Origin of the sequence: Enterobacter sp. D2, from assembly GCF_034427575.1 — a bacterium.
GTDB lineage: Bacteria > Pseudomonadota > Gammaproteobacteria > Enterobacterales > Enterobacteriaceae > Enterobacter > Enterobacter cloacae_M.
The window spans coordinates 2,364,218-2,389,385 of record NZ_JAXQPP010000001.1; the positions used below are offsets into that span (position 1 = coordinate 2,364,218).

At 52.4% G+C, this 25,168-nt stretch carries 23 protein-coding genes, 1 tRNA gene and 1 pseudogene; 11 read left to right on the top strand and 14 right to left on the bottom strand.

Annotation, left to right across the window (positions count from 1 at the left end):
- Positions 1-219: 219 nt before the first annotated feature.
- Complete coding sequence (locus SPG90_RS11250; protein ID WP_126303501.1) at positions 220-504, bottom strand: YfcZ/YiiS family protein; 285 nt, start codon at positions 502-504, stop codon at positions 220-222.
- A 372-nt stretch (positions 505-876) separates the two neighbouring features.
- On the opposite strand from SPG90_RS11250, the gene fadL reads away from it, so the two are divergent.
- Positions 877-2,199: a long-chain fatty acid transporter FadL gene (gene fadL, locus SPG90_RS11255; protein ID WP_023312584.1), complete on the top strand. Its 1,323-nt coding sequence runs from the start codon at positions 877-879 to the stop codon at positions 2,197-2,199.
- Between the two features lie 44 nt (positions 2,200-2,243).
- Here the strand turns inward: fadL and mlaA are convergent, their stop codons facing one another.
- Positions 2,244-2,996 carry a phospholipid-binding lipoprotein MlaA gene (mlaA, locus tag SPG90_RS11260; protein ID WP_023312585.1) on the bottom strand — a complete coding sequence of 251 codons (753 nt, stop codon included), beginning with the start codon at positions 2,994-2,996 and terminating at the stop codon, positions 2,244-2,246.
- Positions 2,997-3,311: 315 nt separating this feature from the next.
- Here mlaA and SPG90_RS11265 point away from each other — a divergent pair, with 315 nt between their 5' ends.
- On the top strand, positions 3,312-4,241 hold the full coding sequence (locus SPG90_RS11265; protein ID WP_029740160.1) for a formate/nitrite transporter family protein: 930 nt from the start codon (positions 3,312-3,314) through the stop codon (positions 4,239-4,241).
- Positions 4,242-4,316: 75 nt separating this feature from the next.
- Positions 4,317-4,388: transfer RNA gene (locus SPG90_RS11270), tRNA-Arg, on the top strand.
- Between the two features lie 49 nt (positions 4,389-4,437).
- On the opposite strand, the gene SPG90_RS11275 is transcribed toward SPG90_RS11270, so the two are convergent.
- From SPG90_RS11275 to SPG90_RS11300, 6 genes and pseudogenes are all read right to left on the bottom strand, one after another.
- A complete protein-coding gene (locus SPG90_RS11275) occupies positions 4,438-5,769 on the bottom strand; it encodes a VasL domain-containing protein (protein WP_126303502.1) in 1,332 nt (443 codons plus the stop codon).
- A 97-nt stretch (positions 5,770-5,866) separates the two neighbouring features.
- Positions 5,867-6,343 carry a hypothetical protein gene (locus SPG90_RS11280; RefSeq protein WP_126303503.1) on the bottom strand — a complete coding sequence of 159 codons (477 nt, stop codon included), beginning with the start codon at positions 6,341-6,343 and terminating at the stop codon, positions 5,867-5,869.
- 14 nt (positions 6,344-6,357) lie between these two features.
- The gene (gene tssE / locus SPG90_RS11285; protein ID WP_023308683.1) at positions 6,358-6,810 is read right to left on the bottom strand and encodes a type VI secretion system baseplate subunit TssE; all 453 of its coding nucleotides are present in this window, start codon (positions 6,808-6,810) and stop codon (positions 6,358-6,360) included.
- Positions 6,803-7,339 (bottom strand): type VI secretion system lipoprotein TssJ, encoded by a 537-nt coding sequence (gene tssJ / locus SPG90_RS11290; protein WP_023308684.1) that lies wholly within the window; start codon positions 7,337-7,339, stop codon positions 6,803-6,805. Before tssJ ends, tssE begins: the two co-directional genes overlap by 8 nt.
- Positions 7,340-7,490: 151 nt before the next feature.
- Positions 7,491-7,946: pseudogene (gene tssB / locus SPG90_RS11295) on the bottom strand (type VI secretion system contractile sheath small subunit); the annotation flags it as partial.
- A gap of 633 nt (positions 7,947-8,579) precedes the next feature.
- Entirely contained in the window at positions 8,580-8,717 is a 138-nt protein-coding gene (locus tag SPG90_RS11300) for a hypothetical protein (protein ID WP_162184392.1), read from the bottom strand.
- A 12-nt stretch (positions 8,718-8,729) separates the two neighbouring features.
- Here SPG90_RS11300 and lpxP point away from each other — a divergent pair, with 12 nt between their 5' ends.
- Both lpxP and ypdK read left to right on the top strand, forming a co-directional pair.
- Entirely contained in the window at positions 8,730-9,650 is a 921-nt protein-coding gene (gene lpxP, locus SPG90_RS11305; RefSeq protein WP_322408163.1) for a kdo(2)-lipid IV(A) palmitoleoyltransferase, read from the top strand.
- 356 nt (positions 9,651-10,006) lie between these two features.
- On the top strand, positions 10,007-10,078 hold the full coding sequence (ypdK, locus tag SPG90_RS11310; RefSeq protein ID WP_099458937.1) for a membrane protein YpdK: 72 nt from the start codon (positions 10,007-10,009) through the stop codon (positions 10,076-10,078).
- A gap of 52 nt (positions 10,079-10,130) precedes the next feature.
- On the opposite strand, the gene alaC is transcribed toward ypdK, so the two are convergent.
- Complete coding sequence (alaC, locus tag SPG90_RS11315; protein ID WP_023308710.1) at positions 10,131-11,369, bottom strand: alanine transaminase; 1,239 nt, start codon at positions 11,367-11,369, stop codon at positions 10,131-10,133.
- Between the two features lie 18 nt (positions 11,370-11,387).
- Positions 11,388-11,636 (bottom strand): hypothetical protein, encoded by a 249-nt coding sequence (locus tag SPG90_RS11320; RefSeq protein WP_100245663.1) that lies wholly within the window; start codon positions 11,634-11,636, stop codon positions 11,388-11,390.
- A gap of 119 nt (positions 11,637-11,755) precedes the next feature.
- Between SPG90_RS11320 and SPG90_RS11325 the strand changes: the two genes are divergently transcribed.
- Both SPG90_RS11325 and SPG90_RS11330 read left to right on the top strand, forming a co-directional pair.
- Complete coding sequence (locus tag SPG90_RS11325) at positions 11,756-13,462, top strand: sensor histidine kinase (RefSeq protein WP_126303510.1); 1,707 nt, start codon at positions 11,756-11,758, stop codon at positions 13,460-13,462.
- 3 nt (positions 13,463-13,465) lie between these two features.
- Positions 13,466-14,191 (top strand): LytR/AlgR family response regulator transcription factor, encoded by a 726-nt coding sequence (locus SPG90_RS11330; RefSeq protein ID WP_023308712.1) that lies wholly within the window; start codon positions 13,466-13,468, stop codon positions 14,189-14,191.
- Positions 14,192-14,226: 35 nt separating this feature from the next.
- Here the strand turns inward: SPG90_RS11330 and glk are convergent, their stop codons facing one another.
- Entirely contained in the window at positions 14,227-15,192 is a 966-nt protein-coding gene (gene glk, locus SPG90_RS11335) for a glucokinase (protein ID WP_023332935.1), read from the bottom strand.
- 205 nt (positions 15,193-15,397) lie between these two features.
- Here glk and SPG90_RS11340 point away from each other — a divergent pair, with 205 nt between their 5' ends.
- On the top strand, positions 15,398-16,633 hold the full coding sequence (locus SPG90_RS11340) for an ion channel protein (protein ID WP_126303511.1): 1,236 nt from the start codon (positions 15,398-15,400) through the stop codon (positions 16,631-16,633).
- Here the strand turns inward: SPG90_RS11340 and ipdC are convergent, their stop codons facing one another.
- Positions 16,634-18,292, bottom strand: coding sequence for an indolepyruvate decarboxylase (gene ipdC, locus SPG90_RS11345; protein WP_322408143.1), 1,659 nt, complete (start codon positions 18,290-18,292; stop codon positions 16,634-16,636).
- Positions 18,293-18,476: 184 nt separating this feature from the next.
- On the opposite strand from ipdC, the gene mgrA reads away from it, so the two are divergent.
- On the top strand, positions 18,477-19,475 hold the full coding sequence (mgrA, locus tag SPG90_RS11350; protein ID WP_045354374.1) for an L-glyceraldehyde 3-phosphate reductase: 999 nt from the start codon (positions 18,477-18,479) through the stop codon (positions 19,473-19,475).
- 127 nt (positions 19,476-19,602) lie between these two features.
- The gene (locus SPG90_RS11355) at positions 19,603-19,956 is read left to right on the top strand and encodes a DUF2502 domain-containing protein (RefSeq protein WP_023308717.1); all 354 of its coding nucleotides are present in this window, start codon (positions 19,603-19,605) and stop codon (positions 19,954-19,956) included.
- Between the two features lie 32 nt (positions 19,957-19,988).
- Here SPG90_RS11355 and SPG90_RS11360 read toward each other — a convergent pair whose 3' ends face one another.
- A complete protein-coding gene (locus tag SPG90_RS11360) occupies positions 19,989-21,227 on the bottom strand; it encodes an Nramp family divalent metal transporter (protein WP_023308718.1) in 1,239 nt (412 codons plus the stop codon).
- A gap of 348 nt (positions 21,228-21,575) precedes the next feature.
- Between SPG90_RS11360 and SPG90_RS11365 the strand changes: the two genes are divergently transcribed.
- The gene (locus SPG90_RS11365; RefSeq protein ID WP_008501591.1) at positions 21,576-22,763 is read left to right on the top strand and encodes a NupC/NupG family nucleoside CNT transporter; all 1,188 of its coding nucleotides are present in this window, start codon (positions 21,576-21,578) and stop codon (positions 22,761-22,763) included.
- 44 nt (positions 22,764-22,807) lie between these two features.
- Here the strand turns inward: SPG90_RS11365 and SPG90_RS11370 are convergent, their stop codons facing one another.
- A complete protein-coding gene (locus tag SPG90_RS11370; RefSeq protein WP_064790922.1) occupies positions 22,808-25,000 on the bottom strand; it encodes an EAL domain-containing protein in 2,193 nt (730 codons plus the stop codon).
- Between the last annotated feature and the right edge of the window lie 168 nt (positions 25,001-25,168).

The following is a 25,168-nucleotide window of genomic DNA, read 5'->3' on the forward strand; positions in this document are numbered from 1 at the left end:
AATTTTCGCCAACATAAAGTGGTCTGACCTGATAATAGTCTTAACCATTTTTTTACATTCAGCCAATCGGGGAAACGAAAAAGTGCGAGCTAAAACACAGAGAAGAAAAAGAAAATGCCGGCGTGATAAAAGCAAAACGGTAACCCTGAGGTTACCGTTTTTGATGTTTGAGCCCTCTCCCGTGGCAGAGTGTTAGGGAGAGGGATCCGACCGCAGAAATTAACGCAGGCCCAGCTGGAAAATCAGCGTTTCCGCTTCGCAGGCGAAAACAAAGTCAATATCCAGCTTCACGCCGCCTTCCACTTCGGTAAAGGTTGACTTGATTTCACACGGATCGGATTCAACGTCACGCGCACGCTTGCTCAGCGCGGTCAGGGTCTCTTCCGCTTCAGCGTGGGTAGCGAACACGCGGCTGTAAGACGCGGTGCAATCGGAGTTGTCCATGATGGTCCCAACATCCATACAGCAGCAAACCGGGGTTTCATCAGCACTGCATTTACTCATAGCTCAATTTCCTCTGTATTCGCGCAGAGCGCGAGATAAACACGATGCTGATATTTTACGCCCCGGCGCGGGCTCTCTCCAGCCGTTAATGGCGCAAAACCGGTTAAGTGACCAATATCACACTAAAAAATGATCTAAAACAAAAACCACCCTTTTGGGTGAGTCGCGATGGTCACAATTTTGCCAACCAGATCTCGTTTCACGAAACATGTTTGAAAATATTAATAAACAAACTTGCAACATTCAGGCTGGTCGGACCTATACTCTGGCCACTGGTCTGATTTGTCTGTCATACCTCAGACCCTACACTTCGCGCTCCTGTTACGGTATGTAACAATTATTGAATAAAAATAACTCAATGAGGTTATGGTCATGAGCCAGAAAACCCTGTTCAACAAGACTGCGCTGGCAGTCGCAGTGGCACTCGTCTCCACTTCCGCCTGGTCAGCGGGCTTTCAGTTAAACGAATTTTCTTCCTCTGGCCTTGGCCGCGCGTATTCAGGGGAAGGCGCCATTGCTGATGATGCGGGTAACGCGAGTCGTAACCCCGCGTTGATCATGATGTTCGATCGTCCGACCTTCTCTGCCGGAGCAATTTTTGTCGATCCAGGTGTTGATATCTCGGGCCGTTCTCCGACAGGTGCCGATCTGAAATCGGATAACATTGCCCCAACGGCATGGGTTCCAAACATGCACTTTGTGGCGCCGATTAACGACCAGTTCGGCTGGGGCGCATCCGTGACCTCTAACTACGGTTTAGCAACCGAGTTCAATAACGACTATGCAGCTGGGGCGTTTGGCGGTAAAACCGACCTCGAAACCCTGAACCTGAACCTGAGCGGTGCTTACCGTCTGGATAATCACTGGAGTTTCGGCGTTGGCTTTGACGCTGTGTATGCTAAAGCGAAGATCGAACGTTACGCGGGCGATCTGGGCAAAGTCGTCGCTGGCTCAGGCGCACTTCCACCAGCCCTGGCACAGCGTGTGGCTGGTATCCCAGCAGATACTCAGATCGCTTATCTGAAGGGCGATGAGTGGGGCTTTGGCTGGAACGCCGGTATCCTTTATGAACTCGATAAAAACAACCGTTACGGCTTAACCTACCGTTCCGAAGTAAAAATCGACTTTGATGGAGATTACAAAAGCAGCCTCCCTTCTGCTTATAACCAGATCCTCGGCAACTTCGGTCTTCCGATGGGAACCAATGGACAAACCACTGGCGGCTCTCTGAGCCTGCACTTACCAGAAATGTGGGAATTGTCAGGTTATAACAAAGTGGCGCCACAGTGGGCAGTTCACTATAGCCTGACCTACACCAGCTGGAGCCAGTTCCAGGAGCTGAAGGCGACCAATAGCAACGGCGACACGCTCTTCTATAAAGATGAGAGCTTCCGTGATGCTTACCGCATCGCGCTGGGGACAACCTACTATATGGATGACAACTGGACATTCCGCACCGGTATTGCCTTCGATGATAGTCCGGTACCAGCAGACAAACGCTCTATCTCGATTCCCGATCAGGACCGCTTCTGGCTGAGCGCTGGTGCGACCTATGCATTCAACAAGGATGCTTCTATTGATGCGGGCATATCTTATATGCACGGTCAAAAAGTTAACTTCAAGGAAGGTCCGTATGAGTTCTCTTCCGAAGGTAAAGCCTGGCTGTACGGCATGAACTTCAACTACGCGTTCTAATCGCGCTGGAATCAAAAAAGGTGAGCATTGCTCACCTTTTTTATTTACTCCGAATCGATATCTTTTAGTTCGTTTTCGATCGCTTTCGCGTTTGGATTCTCTTCCGGCTTCAGCTTGCCGCCGTTGGCAATAAAGTCATGATTCTGGAAGTACGCTTCGCGCACCATAATGTACGGATCAGAAGACTGGCGCAGCAGACCATCAGAGTCGAGCAGTTGCGCGCGAGTTTCAATCCCTTCCACCGTCCATTTACCCACCGACAGCGGCCAGGTCAGCCACGACAGGACCGGATACAGCGTATCCACCATATCGCCGCCATCATCACGGAGGGTGAAACTACCGTAGAACGGTAAATGCACGTACGGACCATACCCGACGCCATAGTGTCCCATCGTACTGCCGAAACGGTGCGGCTGTTCACGCTGCAGCTTCTGGTTAGCCATACCTGCAACATCAATAAAGCCACCCATCCCCAGAATGGAGTTCAGGAAGAAGCGAGTAAAGTGGACCATCCCCTGATACGGGTCGCCCTGCAGGAAGTAGTTCACCATGACCGCAGGCTCTTCGAGGTTGCTGGTAAAGTTACTTAACCCGTTACGCGCGGGTTGTGGAACATAATCGCGCCATGCTACTGCCACCGGACGAACCACATACGGGTCCAGTACGTTGTAGTTGAAGCTATACATTGAGCGGTTAAATCCTTCGAGAGGATCGGAGCGTCCCGTTTGCTCCCCGGAGCTGGCGCAGCCCACAAGCATCGTCGCGCCAAGCGCAAGCGCCGACAGCCGAAGTTTCATAAATATCTCCCTGTTCAGTATGGCTATCGTTGATTGCCATCCGTAACGGAGCCGTTGACGCTCCGTCTGTAAACGTGCAAGTGATTGTAACAGCACGTTTACCGATGTCTATGAGCACAATTACGGGCAGTAACCACCGTGACTCTGATCTCAGCATAGCCTGGCTTTTGGAATTCGTTTCGCTGGCAATTTTATAATGTCTTTGAAAGAGATGTATCACCTTTGTTGTCATTGCAGCCAAATTAAGAGCATCCCCACAGGCATCCCGACAAAAGCCGCTACGCTTAACAGAAAGATCAACCTCCGGGAGCAGATATGAAAGATGTAGGCGAAGAAAAAATTGGCGAGAGCACTGAGGAGCTTGAAATTGAAAGCGAGGAGAAGGCGCGCGGCGAGAAGATAGAAATTGATGAAGATCGCCTCCCCTCCCGCGCAATGGCCATCCACGAGCATATACGCCAGGATGGTGAAAAAGAGATGGAGCGCGACGCGATGGCCCTCTTCTGGTCAGCCATCGCTGCCGGGCTATCAATGGGCGCATCTCTGCTTGCGAAAGGGATATTTCATGTGCAGCTGGAAGGCGTGCCCGGTGGTTTTTTACTGGAAAACCTCGGCTATACCTTCGGCTTTATTATTGTCATCATGGCCCGCCAGCAGCTGTTTACCGAAAACACGGTGACCGCCGTTCTGCCGGTGATGCAAAACCCCACACTCGGTAATTTCGGCTTATTGATGCGGCTCTGGAGCGTGGTCCTGCTGGGTAATATTATCGGCACGGGCATCGCGGCATGGGCGTTTGAATATATGCCGATCTTTGATGAACCCACCAGGGATGCGTTTGTGAAAATCGGCATGGACGTAATGAAAAACACGCCGGTCGAGATGTTCTCAAACGCCATCATCTCTGGCTGGATTATCGCCACGATGGTCTGGATGTTTCCTTCAGCGGGAAGCGCCAAAATTGTGGTGATCATATTGATGACCTGGCTGATTGCGCTGGCGGACACCACGCATATTGTGGTCGGTACCGTTGAAATCCTCTATCTGGTCTTTAACGGTACGCTTCACTGGAGCGATTTCTTCTGGCCGTTTGCCCTTCCGACGCTGGCGGGAAACATTTGCGGCGGAACGTTTATCTTCGCGCTGTTAAGCCATGCCCAAATTCGTAACGACATGTCGAACAAACGCAAAGCTGAGCTTAAGGCACGGGAAAATGATGATAAATCGACAAAAAAATCGACCTGAATGGTGACTCTTTGAGCAGTCAGGCGGCGATGCGCTTAACGCAAAGTGTAAATAAGGCTATACTCGTGCCGCCTCGTCCCCTTAGTTAAATGGATATAACGAGCCCCTCCTAAGGGCTAGTTGCAGGTTCGATTCCTGCAGGGGACACTTTACCCTCCCACTTTTTCCAGTACATTCGTTTGCCCACCGCCAGAATTCACTGAGCAGAAGAATCCTGTTTTATTTGAGCGTAACGCGTTGCCAGCTGTTTAAGACGCAACTCCAGTTGAGTCTTTTCTGCTTCAGGAAGCGCGTCTCCTGCTGGGTGCTGCGACAGGCGCCTGAGTTGTTCTTCAGCCGGTATCGTCTGGTTAAATGACTGTATAGTCGAAAAAACTACGGATTTAAGCTCGCTTACCGTGATGTATTTTCCTTTTTGCTCGTCCAGGCTACTCAGCCGATGACTCAGCTGTTGAAGCGTCATCATTCCCTGATACCAGCTGTTCATTGCGTCGACAGGTAACGCTGCCGCGTTAAATTTTTGCTTCCAATGCATTGTGAGCGGTTTCGCCTCCTCCGGCCATAATGTCTGGAGCTGCTTTAACAGCTGAAGGCTGTAGGAAATATTCCAGTCAGGAGGCAGTTTATCCAGGCGGGCAAGCTGCTGCTGCGTGTCTGTGATAAACGTGGACGGTAAAGTACCTCGCAGTGTTAACGCGTTTTGCTGCACAGGCGTGAGCGCTTCGGGTAACGGAGCCAGAGAGGCAAAAGCCTGAGTCGCCAGGGGGTCGGGTCTGGACAAAGAAACCCATCCCCACGCCACAGCGATACAAACCACCAGCGTGGAACACATCCCGGCAAAAAAGGGCTTCCACTGTCTGACAGACACGGGGGCTGTCGTGCGATCCTCCCCATTCGGCTGATTTTCCTGATGCACAACATATACCCATTTCACCTCTTCGATCGGTTCGGCTTTCTCCAGAGGCGATTCGCTATCGGGCTTCATGTTCACATTCAAATCGGACGTCTCATTACTGCTTTCCAGCCGTTCAGCATTTGAACGTATCAACGTTCGTAACGTATCGAGCTGGCTAAGGTGTTTAAGCTCAAGGCGCTGGAGCACCGCGCTCAGGCTGGTAAGTAACGCTTCAGCACGATAAAGCTCACTAAGATGGCTGCTGTTGAATGGAAGCATACGCATGCGCTGCTGCAGGCGCTGGCTCAGGCCGCTAAGGATTTCCATACGAGCGTGTTGTGTCTTCGGCCATAAAGTTTCCCACTGGCGGCTAATCAGGGCCTCCAGAATCGCCAGCCCTTCATTCAGGCCAGCTAATCCAGACTGGTGAGTACGGGCAAGGGTGTACCAGGCTGCTGTCTGCAACTCCACACCGTTCTGTTCAAACATTGATAGACAGAGTCTTTGGACATATTGCCAGTTCACATCAGGGCGAGCAGGATGTGTAAGCTTACTGAGTTCATCGCGGAGGGCGGCATAATCTGGCAGCGTACGCGGGTCGCCGCCGGTTTTTAACGTTATATGTTTGGTCATTCTGCAGGGCCTGCATATCCGTGTCGGTTAATATCGTCAGTTGATGTGTAAAGCAATTTTGCGTATAGAAACGCAATGACTAATAAAGGAATGTATGTTATTGCCAGGGCAGCAGCGCTAAAATCAGACCGAAAAAAACACCTTCATCAAATAGTTGTCCTGACTGAGGTGATGTATCAGGGGGAGTAAAGATCCAGTCATATACACTCCCCACCCGCATGAACAGGCGTCCTTGAGAAATCGAGCTGTACCCGGAAAAAAAAGTCACCTCGACACAGCCTGCAACTCCCTGTCCATACAGGAATATCGGCATAAACTTAACCGCCCGGTTACCATAACGCAGGACGATACCGGAAATATCAAAAGCCCCACCCTCCACCAGCAGGTCCGGAACATATACCGCCAGTGCCTCTGCATTCAGTCCGGTATCTGTCAGCCACGCGTCCATTTGATCCTGAAGCTGAGCCATTCGCTGGCGAAACGCTGCAATATCAGCCTGACTCTTGCTAACTGCGGGAACAGGTGAAGGTTGTCGCGCCTGCAGCTTCTTCAGGAACTGTGATTTTACTGACATGGTGTTATCTGACCTTATATACGGGGTGTTGTGTCGAGATACTGCTGTTGCCTGAGATGCCGCAACAGGACCCGTCCTTCGGGCATAAACTCAGTCCCGTAGCGCACCAGGCCAATCCCTTTAAGTTCAGCGTCAATGGCATAGCGCAGCTCGCCGGGAATGTTCTGATCCAGCAGAACAACGTCTATTTTTTTCAGGCGTGGCTCATATTTGAGCAGAACGGCAGACAATGTGCCCATAAGCTCATGAGCCGTTCCGGGCATCCCCTGCAGGATTTTTGTCATATCGGGCAGCCCGTAATCAGGCAGATGCGCCAGCGTGCCGGCGCGACAGTTGAGAACGCGCTGCATGTTGTCCAGAACCGAAAGGATGACCTGGTTTTCTTCACTGACCTGATGCAGATCGAACCCACCGGTAAAATTGCCAAATAGCGTCTCGTACAGCGAGGAACGGGGCGTCTCATTCATCTTTCAGTGCCTGCATGGTCAGCTGGTTGTTCCCCGCCTCAATGACGCGTGCCTTATCCGGATCAAGGTCATCCCGACTCATTACTACACGCCAGGTATTGTTCTCCTGGTCCGGTGACATAAACATCCCGGCCACCGCCACGTACTGCGCATTTTCCTCCATTGGCATATCGACCGTGACCGCCCCGCCCGGCTGCAGGAGGATATCTTTCTCCACCAGCAGGTCTGCTTTGATGACCTGACTGTCCTCTTTAAACAGTGACGGATAGTCAGTACTGTCGAACGTTTTGCGATCCTTAAGCTGGTAGATGCGCACCACCGTCGACAGTGCCACGCCGCCAGCATTGCTGTTAACGGCCTCACGGGCTCGAATATCCAGATGCAGGGCCTTTATCTGCTTATAAAAAATCGATTTGGTCACAGCAACGGTGCCATCTGTTACTTTTTGACTCAGCCCACAGCCAGCCAGCATCAAGGTGATACCAGCGGCCAGCGCAGCCAGAGGAAATTTACCAGCGGTAATCGCCATCTTCATCGGTCTCCCTGCGGTGAATATTTTCCTGTACCCGCTCATAGCGGCCAAGATTGATGGTTATGGTTTTGGAGTGCGTGACGGTGTTCGCTGCATTCAGCGGCCGCATCACTGCGGTGCGGCCCAGTTGCACTGCGCCAGCGTTGGGTTTACTGCTCATTGTCGCGTCCGGCAGCAGGCTACGGTCGACACACAGCTGCAGGCGTACATCGAAGCGGGAGCCAAGATAGACATGCAGCAGCGTCATCAGGTCCGTGTGGAGCTCCCCGCCCGGTATCTGAGCAGCCACCTGCTCTGGCGTGAAATCTTTCATGCTCTGAAAAGTCAGCTGAATAGAGTCCTCACCACCATCCTCGGACAGCGTATTTTTAACGGTTAGATTAAGTTTTGGGGAATATTCAGAAAGAACGCTGTCGAAATTATTTTTCGTGATGTTAACCTTCTCACGCTCAGATATTTGAGCAGACTCCTGACCATTACTGAAATCACCCGCAACCAGTAATTTCAACGGTAATTCCATTTTCTTACTTGCCCCGCCCGTATGCAGGTCAAGCTTCAGGTTTATACGTGCCTTAGGCACCTCATTTTGAAAACTGTCAGCCATTTCATCATCCCTCTGTGTTTTTGCTACGCCAACTTCACGGTATCGTTCTTGATGCGCAATATTAGAATAATGATCGACGTAAAATCAAATATGCAGATCATTTACCCTCAATAAGAAATTTCTTAAGAATTTTCCACTAAGACATTATTGCGAATTATCCTTTAGTCTTAGTAAAAGACACTGCCTTCTTCATGCAAAGCGAATATTTGTATCGTAAAAAGGATCACAAGCAGAGAGATGCTAATAAAACCATTTTGTTTTGATTTACATCACGGCATGATATCAAAAAAAGATGAATGAACAGCGACAGGTTATTGCGAGCAGATAAAAGACAGAGGTTAATGAATAAATACAAGCGACGAATTGATTTATGGCATGAATAATAGATAAGAATTTTCACAAAGAAAATTCTTATCTATTATTCGAAGGGAAAATAAAACGTATATTAAGGTCCGAAAATAAACACTGCTGCTCTTTTTTCGGCTCACTCCTGCTTACGCAAAGGCTTCAGTTCTCCCCTCAGGCATGAAAATCGCTCTCACTTCTTGAGCTTATACAGTGGAAAATCAAACACCTCCAGAATCGCCGCTTTTTTAATCAAAAACGAGTAATAGCACATATCGTATAACGGTGCTACATTACGCCGCCCACCCAAATCAGCAGTGGCCAGGCAACGCCGTAAAGTTCGGTAAAGCCTGCAACCATCACCTTGAAGAACGGTCTTATCGGCACGTCGTATCGCAAACTCTGCGCTACCTTTACAGGCTTCACATAGGTTCTACTATTTTGTCTCAATCCAAATTTCAACGTGCGTTTTTACACCCACGTTACTGGTTTACATGGTTTGGTCTTGGCGTGCTCTGGCTGCTGGTTCAACTTCCATACCCTGTCCTGCGCTTGCTGGGGTCAAAACTGGGCAGCGCTTCCCGCGTTTTTCTGAAACGTCGCGAATCGATCGCGCGTAAAAATATTGAGCTTTGTTTTCCGCAGTACAATGCCGAAGAGCGCGAGAAACTCATCGCGGAAAACTTCAAGTCTATCGGCATGGCGCTGCTTGAAACCGGAATGGCCTGGTTCTGGCCGGATGAGCGTGTCCGCAAATGGTTTGACGTGGAAGGACTGGATAACCTTAAACGCGCGCAGATGCAAAAACGCGGCGTGATGGTCGTCGGCGTTCACTTTATGTCGCTGGAGCTGGGCGGCCGGGTGATGGGGCTTTGTCAGCCAATGATGGCGACCTACAGACAGCACAACAGTGCGTTGATGGAGTGGGTGCAGACGCGAGGCCGCATGCGTTCCAATAAGGCGATGATCAGCCGTAATAACCTGCGCGGCATGGTCGGTGCCCTGAAGAAAGGTGAGGCCGTCTGGTTTGCGCCCGATCAGGATTATGGACGTAAAGGCAGCAGCTTTGCCCCCTTCTTTGCGGTGAAAGATGTTGCGACGACTAACGGCACCTTTGTCATTTCTCGTTTATCGGGCGCCTCCATGCTGACCGTGACGATGGTGAGAAAAGCAGATAAGTCAGGCTATCGTCTGCACATCTCTCCTGAAATGGCTAACTATCCGGAAAATGAGTGCGAAGCCGCGGCGTTTATCAATAAAGTTATCGAAACTGAAATCATGCGTGCGCCCGAGCAGTATCTGTGGATGCACCGTCGTTTCAAAACCCGCCCTCTTGGCGAAGCCTCACTCTATATTTAGCCCTTCATCAGGTTAGTTTCGCTAAGAAACTAACCTTTTCAATGACCTGTCTTCCCGCTGAGTAACTGTCTTTCAATGCGTCGCCCAAAGTGAATTTATTGCGAAGTGAAATCAAACTGTCGCCGTTCCACGACACTCGTAAGTGACGGAAATTATTTAAAAAAATCCCTCTTGTCACCTCTCATTTTTAAGCGTACATTAGCGCCGTCTGGCAACAGGAAAGCACAGAATTCTGAGCTGGAGTTAACGGCGTAACGGGAAAATTCTCATTTCCATTTTAACCGGATTTCAGTTCTCTATAATCAGGTGGACTCTGTTTTTAAATGCGTACCACAAGATACGCGGAGCGATGAAACGTGAAATATTTCTTTATGGGCATTTCGGTGATTGTTTTAGTCTGGGCCGGAACCTTTGCCCTGATGATCTAGTGAAGAACATGCTGTCAAAAAAACAGGAGCCATCGGCTCCTGTTTTTTTATGTCATGACGACGCGGGGTGTTCAGCGACGCTCTTTGAGGTCAGAAGACCGTCGGCCCGGAACATACTCTTGATGCCCCTCACCGCCTGACGAATACGGTCGCTGTTTTCAATAAGGGCAAATCGCACATGGGTGTCGCCATAATCACCGAATCCAATGCCTGGCGAGACACACACTTTTGCATCCTGAAGCAGCTTTTTAGCAAACTCCAGCGATCCCATCGCCGCATAGGGCTCCGGAATTTTTGCCCAGACGTACATGGACGCTTTCGGCATTTCCACCATCCAGCCCGCTTCATGCAACCCTTTTACCAGCACGTCGCGGCGGCGCTTATACTGGGCGGCAATCTCGTGAACGCACTGCTGGTCGCCTTCCAGGGCAGCGATAGCCGCGACCTGCAGCGGCGTGAAGGTACCGTAGTCGTGATAACTCTTAATGCGCGCCAGGGCACTCACCAGCGTTTTGTTACCCACCATAAAGCCAATACGCCAGCCCGCCATGTTGTAGCTTTTCGACAGGGTAAAGAACTCTACCGCCACGTCACGCGCGCCCGGGACCTGCATAATCGACGGGGCTTTCCAGCCGTCATAGACGATATCCGCATAGGCTAAATCGTGAACCACCAGCACGTCATAACGCTTGGCCAGGGCTACCACTTTCTCGAAGAAATCGAGTTCCACGCACTGCGCCGTTGGGTTCGACGGGAAACCGAGGATCATCATCTTGGGTTTCGGATAGCTTTCGCGAATCGCACGTTCCAGTTCGTTAAAGAAATCGACACCTTCCACCAGCGGCACAGAACGGACCTGCGCCCCGGCAATCACCGCGCCGTAGATATGGATCGGGTAGCTTGGATTCGGCACCAGCACCGTATCGCCGTGATCCAGCGTGGCCAGCATCAGGTGCGCCAGCCCCTCTTTCGAGCCGATGGTGACAATCGCTTCACTTTCAGGATCGATATCAACCTGATAGCGATCCTGATACCAGCGCGAGATCGCGCGGCGTAACCTGGGAATACCGCGAGAGGTTGAGTAGCCGTGCGTATCCGGGCGCTGGGCAACCGTGCAGAGCTTTTCAACGATATGCGGTGGCGTTGGGCCATCTGGGTTACCCATGCTGAAATCGATAATATCTTCGCCACGCCGACGCGCAGCCATTTTCAGTTCAGCAGTGATATTGAAAACATAAGGGGGGAGACGATCGATACGCGTAAAACGGCGTTCAGGACTGAATTCAGCCATAGATTCCTCAGATTAACGTTAGCGCCCGGACCGTCCGAGCGACGCTGCCACCGATGTGGCATGTTTAGAAAATAACCTGAAAAAAATCATGCTGTCGAGAGGGAAATGAAAAAAAAGCGCTCGACTAAAAACCGGAACCCGGCTGCGCCTAAAAGCGGAAGCCCCTGTTTCGGGATCGGCTGTCTGATAGCTGTTATTTAACAGGATGATATCAAACCAGTTACCTGATGATGCGCCGTTCAGAAAAAAACAGGACGCCTCGGTCATCGCCAGATAATCCCCTTTGTAAATTATGGTTTTTCCTCATTTGATAAACCTGACGGATAGCTGGTCAATACGCGCCAGGTTTTTTATCATGGTTCTTTCCCGTTTTCCCAGGTCTACTCGTGCACGAAATATTCACTATGCTGCTGGCGGTTTTTGACCGTGCAGCATTAATGCTGATTTGCCTGTTCTTCCTGATTCGCATTCGCCTGTTTCGCGAGCTGTTGCACAAATCGGCCCACTCGCCAAAAGAGCTGCTGGCCGTTACCGCCATCTTTTCGCTGTTCGCCCTGTTCAGCACCTGGTCAGGCGTGCCGGTAGAGGGTTCGCTGGTAAACGTGCGCATTATCGCCGTCATGTCCGGCGGGATTTTGTTTGGTCCTTGGGTGGGCGTCATCACCGGCCTGATTGCCGGGACGCACCGCTATCTGATTGATATCGGTGGCGTAACGGCGGTGCCGTGCTTTATCACCAGCATTATCGCCGGGGTGCTTTCCGGCTGGATCAGCCGCAAAATACCGAAAAAACAGCGCTGGCGCGCCGGGATCGTCGCCGGCATGGTGTGCGAAACGCTGACCATGATCCTGGTCGTCGTCTGGGCCCCCACCACCGAGCTGGGGCTGGATATCGTTTCGAAAATCGGTATTCCGATGATCCTGGGCAGCGTGTGCATCGGTTTTATCGTGCTTCTAGTGCAAAGCGTTGAAGGGGAAAAAGAGGCCAGTGCCGCCCGTCAGGCCAAGCTGGCGCTGGATATCGCCAACAAAACGCTGCCGCTTTTCCGCCACGTGAACGCGGAATCGTTGCGTCAGGTCTGCGAAATTATCCGCCACGACATCCACGCTGACGCCGTCGCCATCACCAATATTGATCACGTGCTGGCCTACGTTGGCGTCGGGGAGCACAACTATCGCGACAACGATGACACCATAAGCCCGACCACCAGACAGGCGATTAACTACGGTAAAATCATTATTAAAAACAATGATGAAGCCCACCGAACGCCGGAAATTCACTCGATGCTGGTCATCCCGCTGTGGGAGAAAGGCGTCGTGACGGGCACGCTGAAAATTTATTACTGCCACGCGCATCAGATCACCTCAACGCTGCAGGAGATGGCCATCGGCCTGTCGCAGATTATCTCTACCCAGCTTGAGGTTTCGCGGGCGGAACAGCTGCGCGAGATGGCAAATAAGGCAGAACTGCGCGCGCTGCAGAGTAAAATCAATCCCCATTTCCTGTTTAACGCGCTGAACGCTATCTCCTCGTCCATTCGCCTAAATCCGGACACCGCGCGCCAGCTGATTTTTAACCTGTCGCGCTATCTGCGCTACAACATCGAACTGAAAGATGACGAGCAGATCGACATCAAAAAAGAGCTTTATCAGATCAAGGACTACATCGCGATCGAGCAGGCCCGCTTTGGCGACAAGCTCACGGTCATTTACGATATTGATGAAGAGGTCAACTGCGTGATCCCAAGCCTGCTTATCCAGCCGCTGGTCGAAAACGCAATTGTTCACGGTATTCAGCCCTGTAAAGGCAAAGGCGTCGTCGCCATCAGCGTTACCGAAAGCGGCAACCGGGTGCGGATTGCCGTGCGCGATACCGGCCACGGGATTGATCCAAAAGTCATCGAGCGCGTGGAGTCTAACGAGATGCCGGGGAATAAAATCGGCCTGCTGAACGTACATCACCGGGTTAAGCTGCTTTACGGCGATGGACTGCATATTCAGCGTCTTGAGCCGGGCACCGAAATTGCTTTTTACGTCCCGAATGAGCGCTCGCGCGCGCATACGACGACATCACTATTGCCCCAGGTGGAGTAACCCATGAAAGTTATCATCGTAGAAGATGAATTCCTGGCTCAGCAGGAACTCACCTGGCTTATCAAAACCCACAGCCAGATGGAGATTGTGGGTACGTTTGATGATGGTCTGGACGTGCTGAAATTTTTGCAGCATAACCGGGTAGACGCCATTTTCCTGGATATCAATATCCCGTCGCTGGATGGCGTATTGCTGGCGCAAAACATCAATCAGTTTGCCCATAAGCCATTTATCGTTTTCGTTACCGCCTGGAAAGAGCACGCCGTAGAGGCCTTCGAGCTGGAGGCTTTTGACTATATTCTTAAGCCTTATCAGGAGTCGCGGATTGTCAGCATGCTGCAAAAGCTGGAGGCCGCCTGGCAGCAGCAAACCGCCCCCGCCAGCCCGACGGTACGCGAAAACGACACCATAAATCTGGTCAAAGACGAGCGCATCATCGTGACCCCGGTCAACGATATCTACTACGCCGAAGCGCACGAAAAGATGACGTTTGTCTATACCCGGCGGGAATCGTACGTGATGGCGATGAACATTACCGAATTCTGCAGCAAGCTCCCGGCTGCCCACTTTTTCCGCTGCCACCGGTCGTTTTGCGTAAATTTAAATAAGATCCGCGAGATCGAACCGTGGTTTAACAACACCTACATTTTACGTCTGAAAGATCTGGATTTTCAGGTGCCGGTAAGCCGCAGCAAGGTGAAAGAGTTCCGCCAGCTCATGCATCTGTAAAGAAAAAGCCCTCTCCTGCAGGAGAGGGCTTTGCGTCAAAGGATTTGACCGAGAACCTGACGCAGGTGAGCACCCGAGCCCAGCAGGCCTGGGTTATCATGCACGATCAGATAAACCGGAATGTCCTGCACGTAGCTTCTGAAGCGCCCTTTATCTTCAAACCCGCCGCGGAAGCCCGAGGCTTTAAAGAAGTCGAGGAAGCGCGGTACGATCCCGCCCGCGATATAGACCCCACCGAAGGTGCCCAGCGTCAGCGCCAGGTTGCCGCCGAAACGTCCCATGATCACGCAAAACAGCGACAGGGCACGACGACAGTCAATGCAGCTGTCCGCCAGCGCGCGTTCGGTGACGTCTTTCGGCTGCAGGTTTTCCGGCAGACGTCCGTCTGATTTCACAATCGCGCGGTACAGATTCACCAGCCCCGGACCTGAAAGAACGCGCTCGGCGGAGACGTGGCCGATCTCAGCGCGTAACTCTTCAAGGATAATGCCCTCTTCTTCGCTGTTAGGCGCAAAGTCAACGTGGCCGCCTTCACCCGGCAGGCTTACCCAGCGCTGAGCAACATGCACAAGATGCGACACGCCGAGGCCGGTACCGGCTCCGTAAACCGCAATCGGTTTGCCTTCGACCGGTTCAGCGCCGCCGAACTGGATCAGATGTTCAGGCTTCAGCATCGGGATCGCCATAGACACCGCGGTGAAGTCATTGATGATTTCAAGATGTGAAAAACCGAGGTTTTTTTTCATCTCGGCGATGGAGAATGCCCAGGTATGGTTGGTCATTGCGACCCAGTCGCCGGTTATCGGGCAGGCTATCGCGATGCAGCCGTCTTCAACGCTAACCTGATGCTCGTCCAGGTAGACGCGGACAACGGCTTCAAGGCTTGGATAATCCAGCCCGGAATAGGTTTTCGCCCGGGAAATCTCACCGCTACTAACATCGCACAATGCGAGGCGCGCGTTGGTGCCGCCCACATCACCTACCAAAGCATACTTTGTCATTCTTCTACTGCTCCGCTAAAGTCAGAATAAATCTTTGGGACACTGTAAATTCAAGGCGTGATAACAACAACGGCCATAAGGTGAATGCCCATGGATTATCGATCTTCGTCACAGAATAACTCTACCGTTTCAGCACCTTTTGCACTATTGCCATAAAGCTTAATGTGCAAAGTAACGTAATGCCGTTTTGTACAAGGAAATCATCATGCTCCACCCGCGAGCCAGAACCATGCTGTTGCTGGCAATTCCGGCGCTAATTATTGGCGTGGCCTCAAGTCTGGTGCTCATTGTCGTGATGAAAGTCGCGTCGGTGCTGCAAGCCATGTTATGGACGGCGCTTCCGACAAAACTGGGCGTCACCGCTGATTCTCCAGCCTGGATCGTTGTGATGCTGACGTTGACCGGTATTGCGGTAGGCCTGGTGATCCGCTTCAGTCCTGGCCATGCCGGCCCCGATCCGGCGCAGGAACCGCTGATTGGCGCCCCGGTTCCCCCTTCGGCACTGCCCGGGCTGCTCATTGCGTTGATTATCGGTCTGGGCGGCGGCATCAGCCTGGGGCCGGAGCATCCAATTATGGCGGTGAATATTGGCCTGGCGGTTTTCCTCGGTTCACGCATTTTGCCCCGCGTCGGCGCGCTGGACTGGACCATCCTCGCCTCCGCAGGCACCATCGGGGCGCTTTTCGGCACGCCCGTCGCTGCCGCACTGATCTTTTCTCAGACGCTCAGCAGCAATAACGACGTCCCGCTGTGGGATAAGCTGTTTGCCCCGCTGATGGCCGCAGCCGCCGGGGCGCTCACGACCAGCCTGTTTTTCCATCCCCACTTCTCACTCTCCCTCCCCCACTACGGCCAGATGCAAATAGCCGATATTTTCAGCGGCGCCATCGTCGTCGCCATCGCCATTGCGCTGGGAATGGTGGCGGTATGGTGTCTTCCTCGCCTGCACAGGCTGATGCATAAGCTCAAACACCCGGTGTTGATTCTGGGGGCCGGCGGTTTGATTCTCGGTATTTTAGGGGTAATCGGCGGGCCGGTGACGCTGTTTAAAGGTCTGGACGAGATGCAGCAGCTGGCCTTCAGCCAGGTGTTTAGCGTCTCCGACTATCTGCTGTTTGCCGTGATTAAGCTGGCCGCACTGGTGGTGGCTGCAGCCTGCGGTTTCCGCGGTGGACGCATTTTCCCGGTGGTCTTTGTCGGCGTCGCGCTGGGGCTGATGCTGCACGAGCATGTCGATGCGGTCCCGGCGGCGATTACCGTCTCTTGCTCTATTCTGGGACTGGTTCTGGTGGTTACGCGCGACGCGTGGCTCAGCCTGTTTATGGCTGCGGTGGTGGTACCGGATTCAACGCTTTTCCCCCTGCTCTGTATCGTGATGTTGCCCGCCTGGCTCCTGCTGGCGGGCAAACCGATGATGATGGCCTGGCGAAACGACAAGTAATCAGGCGCTATTGCGCGCTTCCAGCGCTTTGGTGATCGCCCCCAACAGCGGCGGGATATCCGCCTTCGGCAGCATCACCTCAATCAACGAGAGCCGCTCGTGGTGCGCCACTTTTTCAAGGACGTCCGCCAGCTGCTCCGCTTCACTGACCCGCCAGCACTGGGCCTGAGGATCAAGGCTCAGGGCCTGCGGGATTTGCGTCCAGTTCCATAGTGCAATATCGTTATATCGCTGTTCCGCCCCGTGAATCGCTCTTTCCACCGTGTACCCTTCGTTGTTAAGGACCAGGATGATGGGGTGTTGTTTATCCCGCAGCATCGAGCCAAGCTCCTGTATGGTGAGCTGCGCCGCGCCATCCCCCGTCAGCACAATCACGCGCCGGTTTGGGCAGGCGGTTTGCGCGCCAAACGCTGCGGCCAGGGTGTAGCCGATCGATCCCCACAGCGGCTGGACGATAAAATTCACATCAGCCGGAAGACGAAGGTCGATCGCGCCGAAGGCCGAGGTGCCCTGATCCGCAAGGATGATGTCTCCCGGGCGGATAAACGTCTGCAACGTTTTCCAGAAATTGTCCTGCGTCAGCGAGCCATCCGGCTGCGGATAGGCCATAGCGCTTTGAGACGACGGTGCCGGCGCATCGTGCACGTGCTGTTTACACAGCTCCACCAGCGTTTCGATTGCCTGAAGCATGGGGATGCCGGTAAACCAGACGGCACCAACGCGTGATGCATGAGGCTGAACTTCAATTGTTTGTGACGGGGTTAGCTGATGCGTGAAGCCGGCGGTCAGGGTATCGGTAAATCGCGTCCCGATGCACAGCACCGTGTCTGCCCCTTCAATCGCCTCTTTTACCGCCCCGGCGCTTGCCGAACCGCTATACGTGCCGTAAAACCCGGCGTGACGCTCGTCAAATATCCCTTTACCCATCAGCATAGTGGCGTGTGCCATCGGCACGTCCTTGACCCATTTCTGTAGGGCATGCTTCAGGCCGTGGCGCAGGACAAGGAAATCGGCCAGCAGCGCAGTACGCTTGCTCATGGCCAGCCTGTTCTCAGCGGCATCCCGAAACGCTTTCAGGCAGGCGCTATCGGCATGCGCGTGCCTGAGAGTGAGAGCGTTTACAGGAGGCGTGGCGGCTTTTTTTGCCACATCCGCAGGCAGCATCAGATAGCCGGGACGACGCTCCCGGAGCATGGTAGTCAATACCCGGTCAATCTCGTAACAGGCGTTTTGTTCGGTCAGAATCGCCTGTGCAACGGTGATCGGTTCGCTCATATGGTAAAAATGACGAAACTCACCGTCGCCCAGCGTATGGTGCAGCAACTCTCCTCTTTGCTGTGACGCCGTACCCGGCGCGCCCACAATATGCAGCACCGAAACGTGCTCGGCGTAGCTGCCCGCAATGCCGTTCATGGCGCTTAACTCTCCTACACCAAATGTCGTCAGCAGCGCGGCAAAACCCTTACATCGGGCGTATCCGTCCGCGGCATAAGAGGCGTTTAACTCGTTGGCACAGCCCACCCAACAGATATCCGGGCTGTCTATCACATGGTCGAGAAACTGCAGGTTATAGTCGCCCGGCACGCCAAACAGATGATCGGCTCCACAATCTGTAAGACGGTCCAGCAGGTAATCGGCGACGCAGTATGGGGTACGCATGAACAGGTATCCTTCTAATGTTGACCTCACCTTGAGTATTAAATAAGCGTGATAACTGTCCAGAATTGGCGATAAGAAGAGCATGGAAAGAATGCTTTACAAAAAAGGCTGCGCTATGCTGCTTTTTTTCGCGTTAATGTAAACGCATACACTGATTTTTTCTTCAGCGCCAGAGGTCATGAGAATGGGTTATCAGCCGGACAAAAATCGTTATCGGACAATGGAATATCGCCGCTGCGGGCAAAGCGGACTCAGGTTGCCCGCCATCTCGCTTGGGCTGTGGCATAACTTTGGCGACACCACGCTTATCGAAAACAGCCGTCAACTTTTACAGCGCGCGTTCGATCTGGGCATTACGCATTTCGACCTTGCCAACAACTATGGCCCGCCGCCGGGATCGGCCGAACGTAATTTCGGCCGTATTTTGCAGGAGGATTTCCTGCCCTGGCGAGACGAGCTGATCGTCTCTACCAAAGCAGGTTATACCATGTGGGATGGCCCTTACGGCGACTGGGGGTCACGCAAATATCTGCTGGCAAGCCTGGATCAGAGCCTGAAGCGCATGGGGCTGGAGTATGTGGATATTTTCTATCATCACCGTCCTGACCCACAAACGCCGCTGCTGGAAACCATGAAAGCGCTTGACCATGCGGTGCGCCAGGGAAAAGCCCTGTATGTCGGGTTATCCAACTACCCTGCAGAACTGGCCCGCAAGGCGATTGATATCCTTGACGATCTCGGTACGCCCTGCCTGATCCACCAGCCGAAATACTCTCTTTTTGAACGTGCGCCGGAAGAGGAACTGCTGAACGTGTTGCAGGAAAAAGGGGTCGGCTGCATCCCCTTCTCGCCGCTGGCCGGTGGACAATTGACAAACCGCTATCTGAACGGCATTCCGGCAGACTCACGCGCGGCAAGCGGCAGTCAGTTCCTGAACCCTGACCAGATCACCGAAGAGAAGCTGGAGAAGGTAAGAAAACTGAACGCCATGGCGGAAGAGCGCGGTCAGAAGTTGTCCCAGATGGCGCTGGCCTGGGTATTACGCCATGAGAACGTGACGTCAGTGCTGATTGGAGCAAGTAAAACGGCTCAGATTGATGACGCCGTGGGGATGCTGGAAAACCGCCATTTCTCTGCTGAAGAACTGGTCCGTATTGATACAATCCTGAACAGCTCAAAATAAAATCACTTTTAGCAAAAAGTGCTCTCATTCAGCAATTCGGAGTTGAGGCGATGAAACGAGGCTTTACCAACTCGTAATATTGCGTTAACAGGCTCCACAAGGGCCCCGATCGTGAAGGAGAAAGAGTATGTTCAGGTCACTGATTCTTGCAGCGGTATTACTGGCTTCAGCCCCGCTGATCGCCAATGCGGGCGAAATCACCCTGTTGCCATCAGTAAAATTACAAATTGGCGATCGTGACGACTACGGCAGATACTGGGACGGTGGCTACTGGCGCGACCGTGACTACTGGAACCGTCACTATGAGTGGCGCGGAGACCGCTGGTGGAAACATGATAACGGCAGACACCGCGGCTGGTATAAAGACAACGCGTATGAGCGCGGCTACCGCGAAGGCTGGAACGATCGTGACGACCGTCGCGGCGGCTGGGATCGCGGCGGGAAAGGACGCGGCCACGGTCATGGCCACGGTCACCATTAATGCAAAAAGGAGCCTCCCGGCTCCTTTTTCTTTTAGAGACCCAACGCGGTGCCAACCAGCAGCCACAGGTTCAGCGCCACCACCACCACCACGATGGCCCACCCGGTCCGTTTCACCAGGGTCGAGTTGACCAGTTCGCCCATCAGGTTTTTGTTGCTGGTAAAGATCAGCAGCGGCACCAGCGCCAGCGCGATACCAAAACTCAGCAGCACCTGGCTCATGACCAGAATTCGCGTAGGATCGAGCCCCATCAGGATCACGATAAATGACGGTAGCATGGTGACGGAGCGACGAACCCACAGCGGAATATGGAAGCGGACAAACCCCTGCATCACCACCTGGCCTGCCAGCGTGCCCACCACCGTAGAAGAGAGACCGGCAGCCACCAGGCTGAGACCAAATATCGTGGCGGCAGCATGGCTCAGTAAGGGCTCCAGCGTGAGATAAGCCTGGTCGAGATCGGCAATACCGGTGTGGCCGTTAAAGTGGAAAGCGGCGGCAGCGGTAGCCATCATCGCCAGATTGACAAACCCCGCGATGGTCATGGCAATCGCCACGTCCCATTTGGTGGCGGAGTAACGCTCTTTGCGCGTCCCACCGTGGAGATGCTGAGTCAGCGAGGAGTGCAGGTAAATCACATGCGGCATGATAGTCGCCCCCAATACCCCGGCAGCCAGGAACACCGCTTCCGAGGTTGGCAGGCTTGGGATTGCCATACCTTTACCGAGCTGCACCAGATTCGGCTGTGAGAAAATCAGCTCCACGATATAGGCCGCCGCGACAAACAGCAGCAGACCGCCGATAACCTTCTCCAGCGGCTTTTGACCTCGACGCTGCAGCATCAGGATCAGGAAAGTGGCAATCCCGGTCAGTACCGCCCCCTGCAACAGCGACACGCCCAGAATCAGTTTAAACCCGATCGCTGCGCCAATAAATTCAGCGAGGTCAGTGGCCATGGCTATGATTTCCGCCTGAACCCAATAGAGCCAGACGGCCGGACGCGGATAATGGTCGCGAATTTGCTCTGCCAGGTTTTTACCTGTGGCAATCCCCAGCTTTGCGGAGAGCATCTGAATCAGCATCGCCATCAGGTTTGCCCAGACGACCACCCACAGCAGCTTATAGCCGAAGCTGGCCCCGGCCTGAATATTGGTCGCAAAGTTACCTGGATCGATATAGCCAATGGCAGCGATGAACGCAGGTCCCATTAATGCGAACCGCAACTTGCGCGCGGCTCTGCCACTGCTACCCTCTACGCGACTGTTTGTCATTTCTGCCTCTGAAATATAGCCTTTGCTATGTTTAATCCTATCAAAATGAGAATGATTATCAAGATCATTTATGCTGTTTGCAGTGATTTCTCTGATAGCTTTGAACGATAGACGGGCGGGTAAGTGGGGCGATCTAACAGAAACTGAAATCGCGCGCGCTTTTGTGAAGACTAGCACACAAACTTAACTTTTCACTCATTTACCTAACATAACAAAAATGTATTGTGGATCACTATTTTTGAGACTCGTCACAGGATGTAACTATAGTGTGTCCTCGATCTCGTTTTCTTTTCGCTTGTTACATAGAATGTGCACGAAAATTAAACCTGCCTCATATTTGGAGCAAATATGGACCGCGTCCTTCATTTTGTCCTGGCACTTGTTGTCGTTACTGCACTTGCATTGCTGGTCAGCACAGACCGCAAAAAAATTCGTATCCGTTATGTTGTCCAGCTGCTGGTCATTGAAGTTTTACTTGCGTGGTTCTTCCTGAACTCCAACGTAGGCCTCGGCTTCGTGAAAGGCTTCTCCGAAATGTTTGAAAAACTGCTCGGATTCGCTAATGAAGGGACCAACTTTGTCTTCGGTAAAATGAACGACGAAGGCCTGGCGTTCTTCTTCCTGAAGGTTCTCTGCCCTATCGTCTTCATCTCCGCGCTGATCGGTATTCTGCAGCACATCCGCGTTCTGCCGTTCGTTATTCGTGGAATTGGTTTCCTGTTGTCCAAAGTGAACGGCATGGGCAAGCTGGAATCCTTCAACGCCGTCAGTTCCCTGATCCTCGGTCAGTCTGAGAACTTCATCGCGTATAAAGATATTCTCGGCAAAATGTCCCGCAACCGCATGTACACCATGGCGGCAACCGCAATGTCTACCGTTTCCATGTCTATCGTGGGCGCGTATATGACCATGCTGGAGCCAAAGTATGTTGTTGCGGCGCTGGTTCTGAACATGTTCAGCACCTTTATCGTTCTGTCGCTGATCAACCCGTACCGCGTTGATGCCAGCGAAGAGAACATCCAGATGTCTAACCTGCACGAAGGCCAGAGCTTCTTCGAAATGCTGGGTGAGTACATTCTGGCGGGCTTCAAAGTGGCGATTATCGTTGCCGCCATGCTGATCGGCTTCATTGCGCTGATTTCTGCGCTGAACGCCCTGTTCGCAGCGGTGCTGGGTATCTCCTTCCAGGGTATTCTGGGCTACATCTTCTACCCGGTTGCATGGGTGATGGGTGTGCCAGCTCACGAAGCGCTGCAGGTGGGCAGTATCATGGCAACCAAACTGGTTTCTAACGAATTCGTTGCGATGATGGATCTGCAGAAAATTGCCAGCACGCTTTCTCCGCGCGCGGAAGGCATTCTGTCCGTGTTCCTGGTCTCCTTCGCGAACTTCTCGTCCATCGGGATTATCGCGGGCGCGATTAAAGGTCTGAACGAAGAACAGGGCAACGTGGTTTCTCGCTTTGGCCTGAAGCTGGTTTACGGATCTACGCTGGTGAGCGTCCTGTCTGCTTCTATCGCGGCACTGGTGCTCTAACCTTTAGCGTTAAACAAAAACCGGGAGCCTGGCTCCCGGTTTTTTTATGCCCGCAATTCTTCCAGCGGCTGGGGTTTGCCTATCAGGTAGCCCTGCAGATAATCCACGCCGAAACGAAGCAGCATCTCCCGCTGCGCCGGTGTTTCGACGTATTCCGCTACGACGCACAGCGATTTCGTCTTCGCCAGATTACACATCGACTGCACGATCATCGCATCCATATCATCAGTACAAATGTCTTTAATAAAGCAGCCATCAATTTTAATGATGTCCGCCTGCAGGCGCCTGAGGCGCTCGTAGTTGGCGTAGCCGGTACCAAAATCATCAATGGCAATCCGGAAACCGTAATCCCGCAGCTGCTGAATATTGTGGATGCTGCAGCCTGAATTTGAGAAGGCCTGCTCTTCGGTAATCTCAATCACGACGGACTGAGGCGCAACGCCGTAGCGTTCAAAGAGCGCGCAAATCTCGGTCGCCACCTCTTTTTGCATCAGCGTGAGCGGCATCAGATTAACGGAGAAACGGGCGCCAGCCTGCGTTGAAGGGTGATCGCGCAGCCACAGCAGTAATTTCTCCATGACGCACATATCAAACCGGTGGCTGAGGTTGAACTGGGCAATCAACGGAATAAAGCGGTCAGGAGTGAAGATCTCTCCCTCGCTCTCCATACGCGCCAGAATTTCGTAGTAGCCGCTCCCGTCCGCCTTCTGGATCGGTTGCGCGTACAAATGGAACTGGCCCGCCTCCAGGGCATGCTTAATCCGCGCAAGCATCAGGACTCGCTCTGTCGTTTGCCCTGATGCCGCCTCGAGGCTATTCGTGAGCGCAAGCACGTTGTTTGTTGTTCCGCAGGATTGCTCGGCCAGCCAGCTCAGTTGCCCCAGCGTGTGGTGCAACTTTTCGCCGTTTTCCACCATTCCCCAGGACGCGCCAAATTCAATATCCAGCCCGGTGTTGTTCCAGAAAATCTTACGGCTGTTCAGCCGATCAACCATATGCTGTAAGCGCTCAGCGGTTCCCGGGCCCAGTAATACCAGCACAAGCTCGCTTCCGGGGAGCTGGAAGAGCGTCTCATCTTTTTGCAGGAGAGGCTGCAGCGACGTGGCGATCGTGCGTTTGCAGTGGACCCGCATCAGGATCCCATAGTGGCGACTCAAAAATTCCAGGTTATCCATACGCAGAATGCTCACTTTTGCATCCGGGTGAATCTCAAGATAATCCTCCAGCGCACGAATATTGGGCAATCCGGTCAGCGGATCGGTGAGCGCCCTCCCCTGCCAGCCCCGCTTAAGCCACTCGCTGCGCTGGTAAATACGCGACATATAGAGCAGGCAGATCGCGAACGAGATAAGCACGGACAGAATAAAAGAGAGCGAATGGCCCGATTCCACCCCGTTAAGGAAGTTGTAGTTGTAGGTCAACAGCAGGAGCGCAGATACAGCCCAGAGCAGAGAAATCAACGCATAGGTCAGTCGGCTTATCGCTAAGGTAAAAAGAATAAAAATCAGCGGCATCAAATAGCCCGCAATGACGGGAGATTCAAAAGGACCACATAAAATGATGAGAATGAAACTTAAAAGCAACAGCCAGGCAAAAATATATAATGAATTCTTGTGAAAAAACACGGGCTTCACGCTTCGTCGCCAGAAACTTATTGCATAACGAGGATTAATTATCATTCTTAACGGGTAATAGAACATCATGGTAAAAATCAATGCCGCACATATCAGGCTTTGTATATCCACAACGTTATAAATTACCGTTCCTTCACCGAAAAAGGTCGAAATTGTCACCGGAAAATCAAACAAATAGCCTGCCAAATACATTGACAGCTTAATCCCTATTGGCACCATAAAACCGAGCCAGAATATCCGTAATCCGATGTGCTTGTTAGGGATGCAGTAACGCCAACGCTTACCCAGCATGATACGCAGAAGGCCGCACGCCGCGAACAACGCAAAGGTCTGACAGAACAGTAATACTAAATATTGTAGCGGTGCTAAATTTATATAGAATAAATTAGTGACAGTAAAACCTAACAAAATGGGAAGAATAGCCCTGCGCCCAAATAGCAGGATTACCGCCAGCATCACGCTTAAAGGTAACCATGCTAAATAAACGTCGTGACCATTAACAATTGCGCGGGGAGAAAGATAACGGGAGACAGGCACCGCAATCAGGCATAAAGCCAGAGCAATCATAAATATCTTTACATTATTGTAAGCTTTTCTATTCATTAACCGGGGCGTTATTTTCCGAGAGAATTATTGACCGGATGGATAATAGGTTTATTAATTGCGCGAATCAAGTTCAAGTCTATTTTTAGACTGGTTAATTGATGCCGATTGAGGTGAGGTATGGGAATACCTTCTTTTTGATAACAAAATGCGGGAGAGTGTGTTACA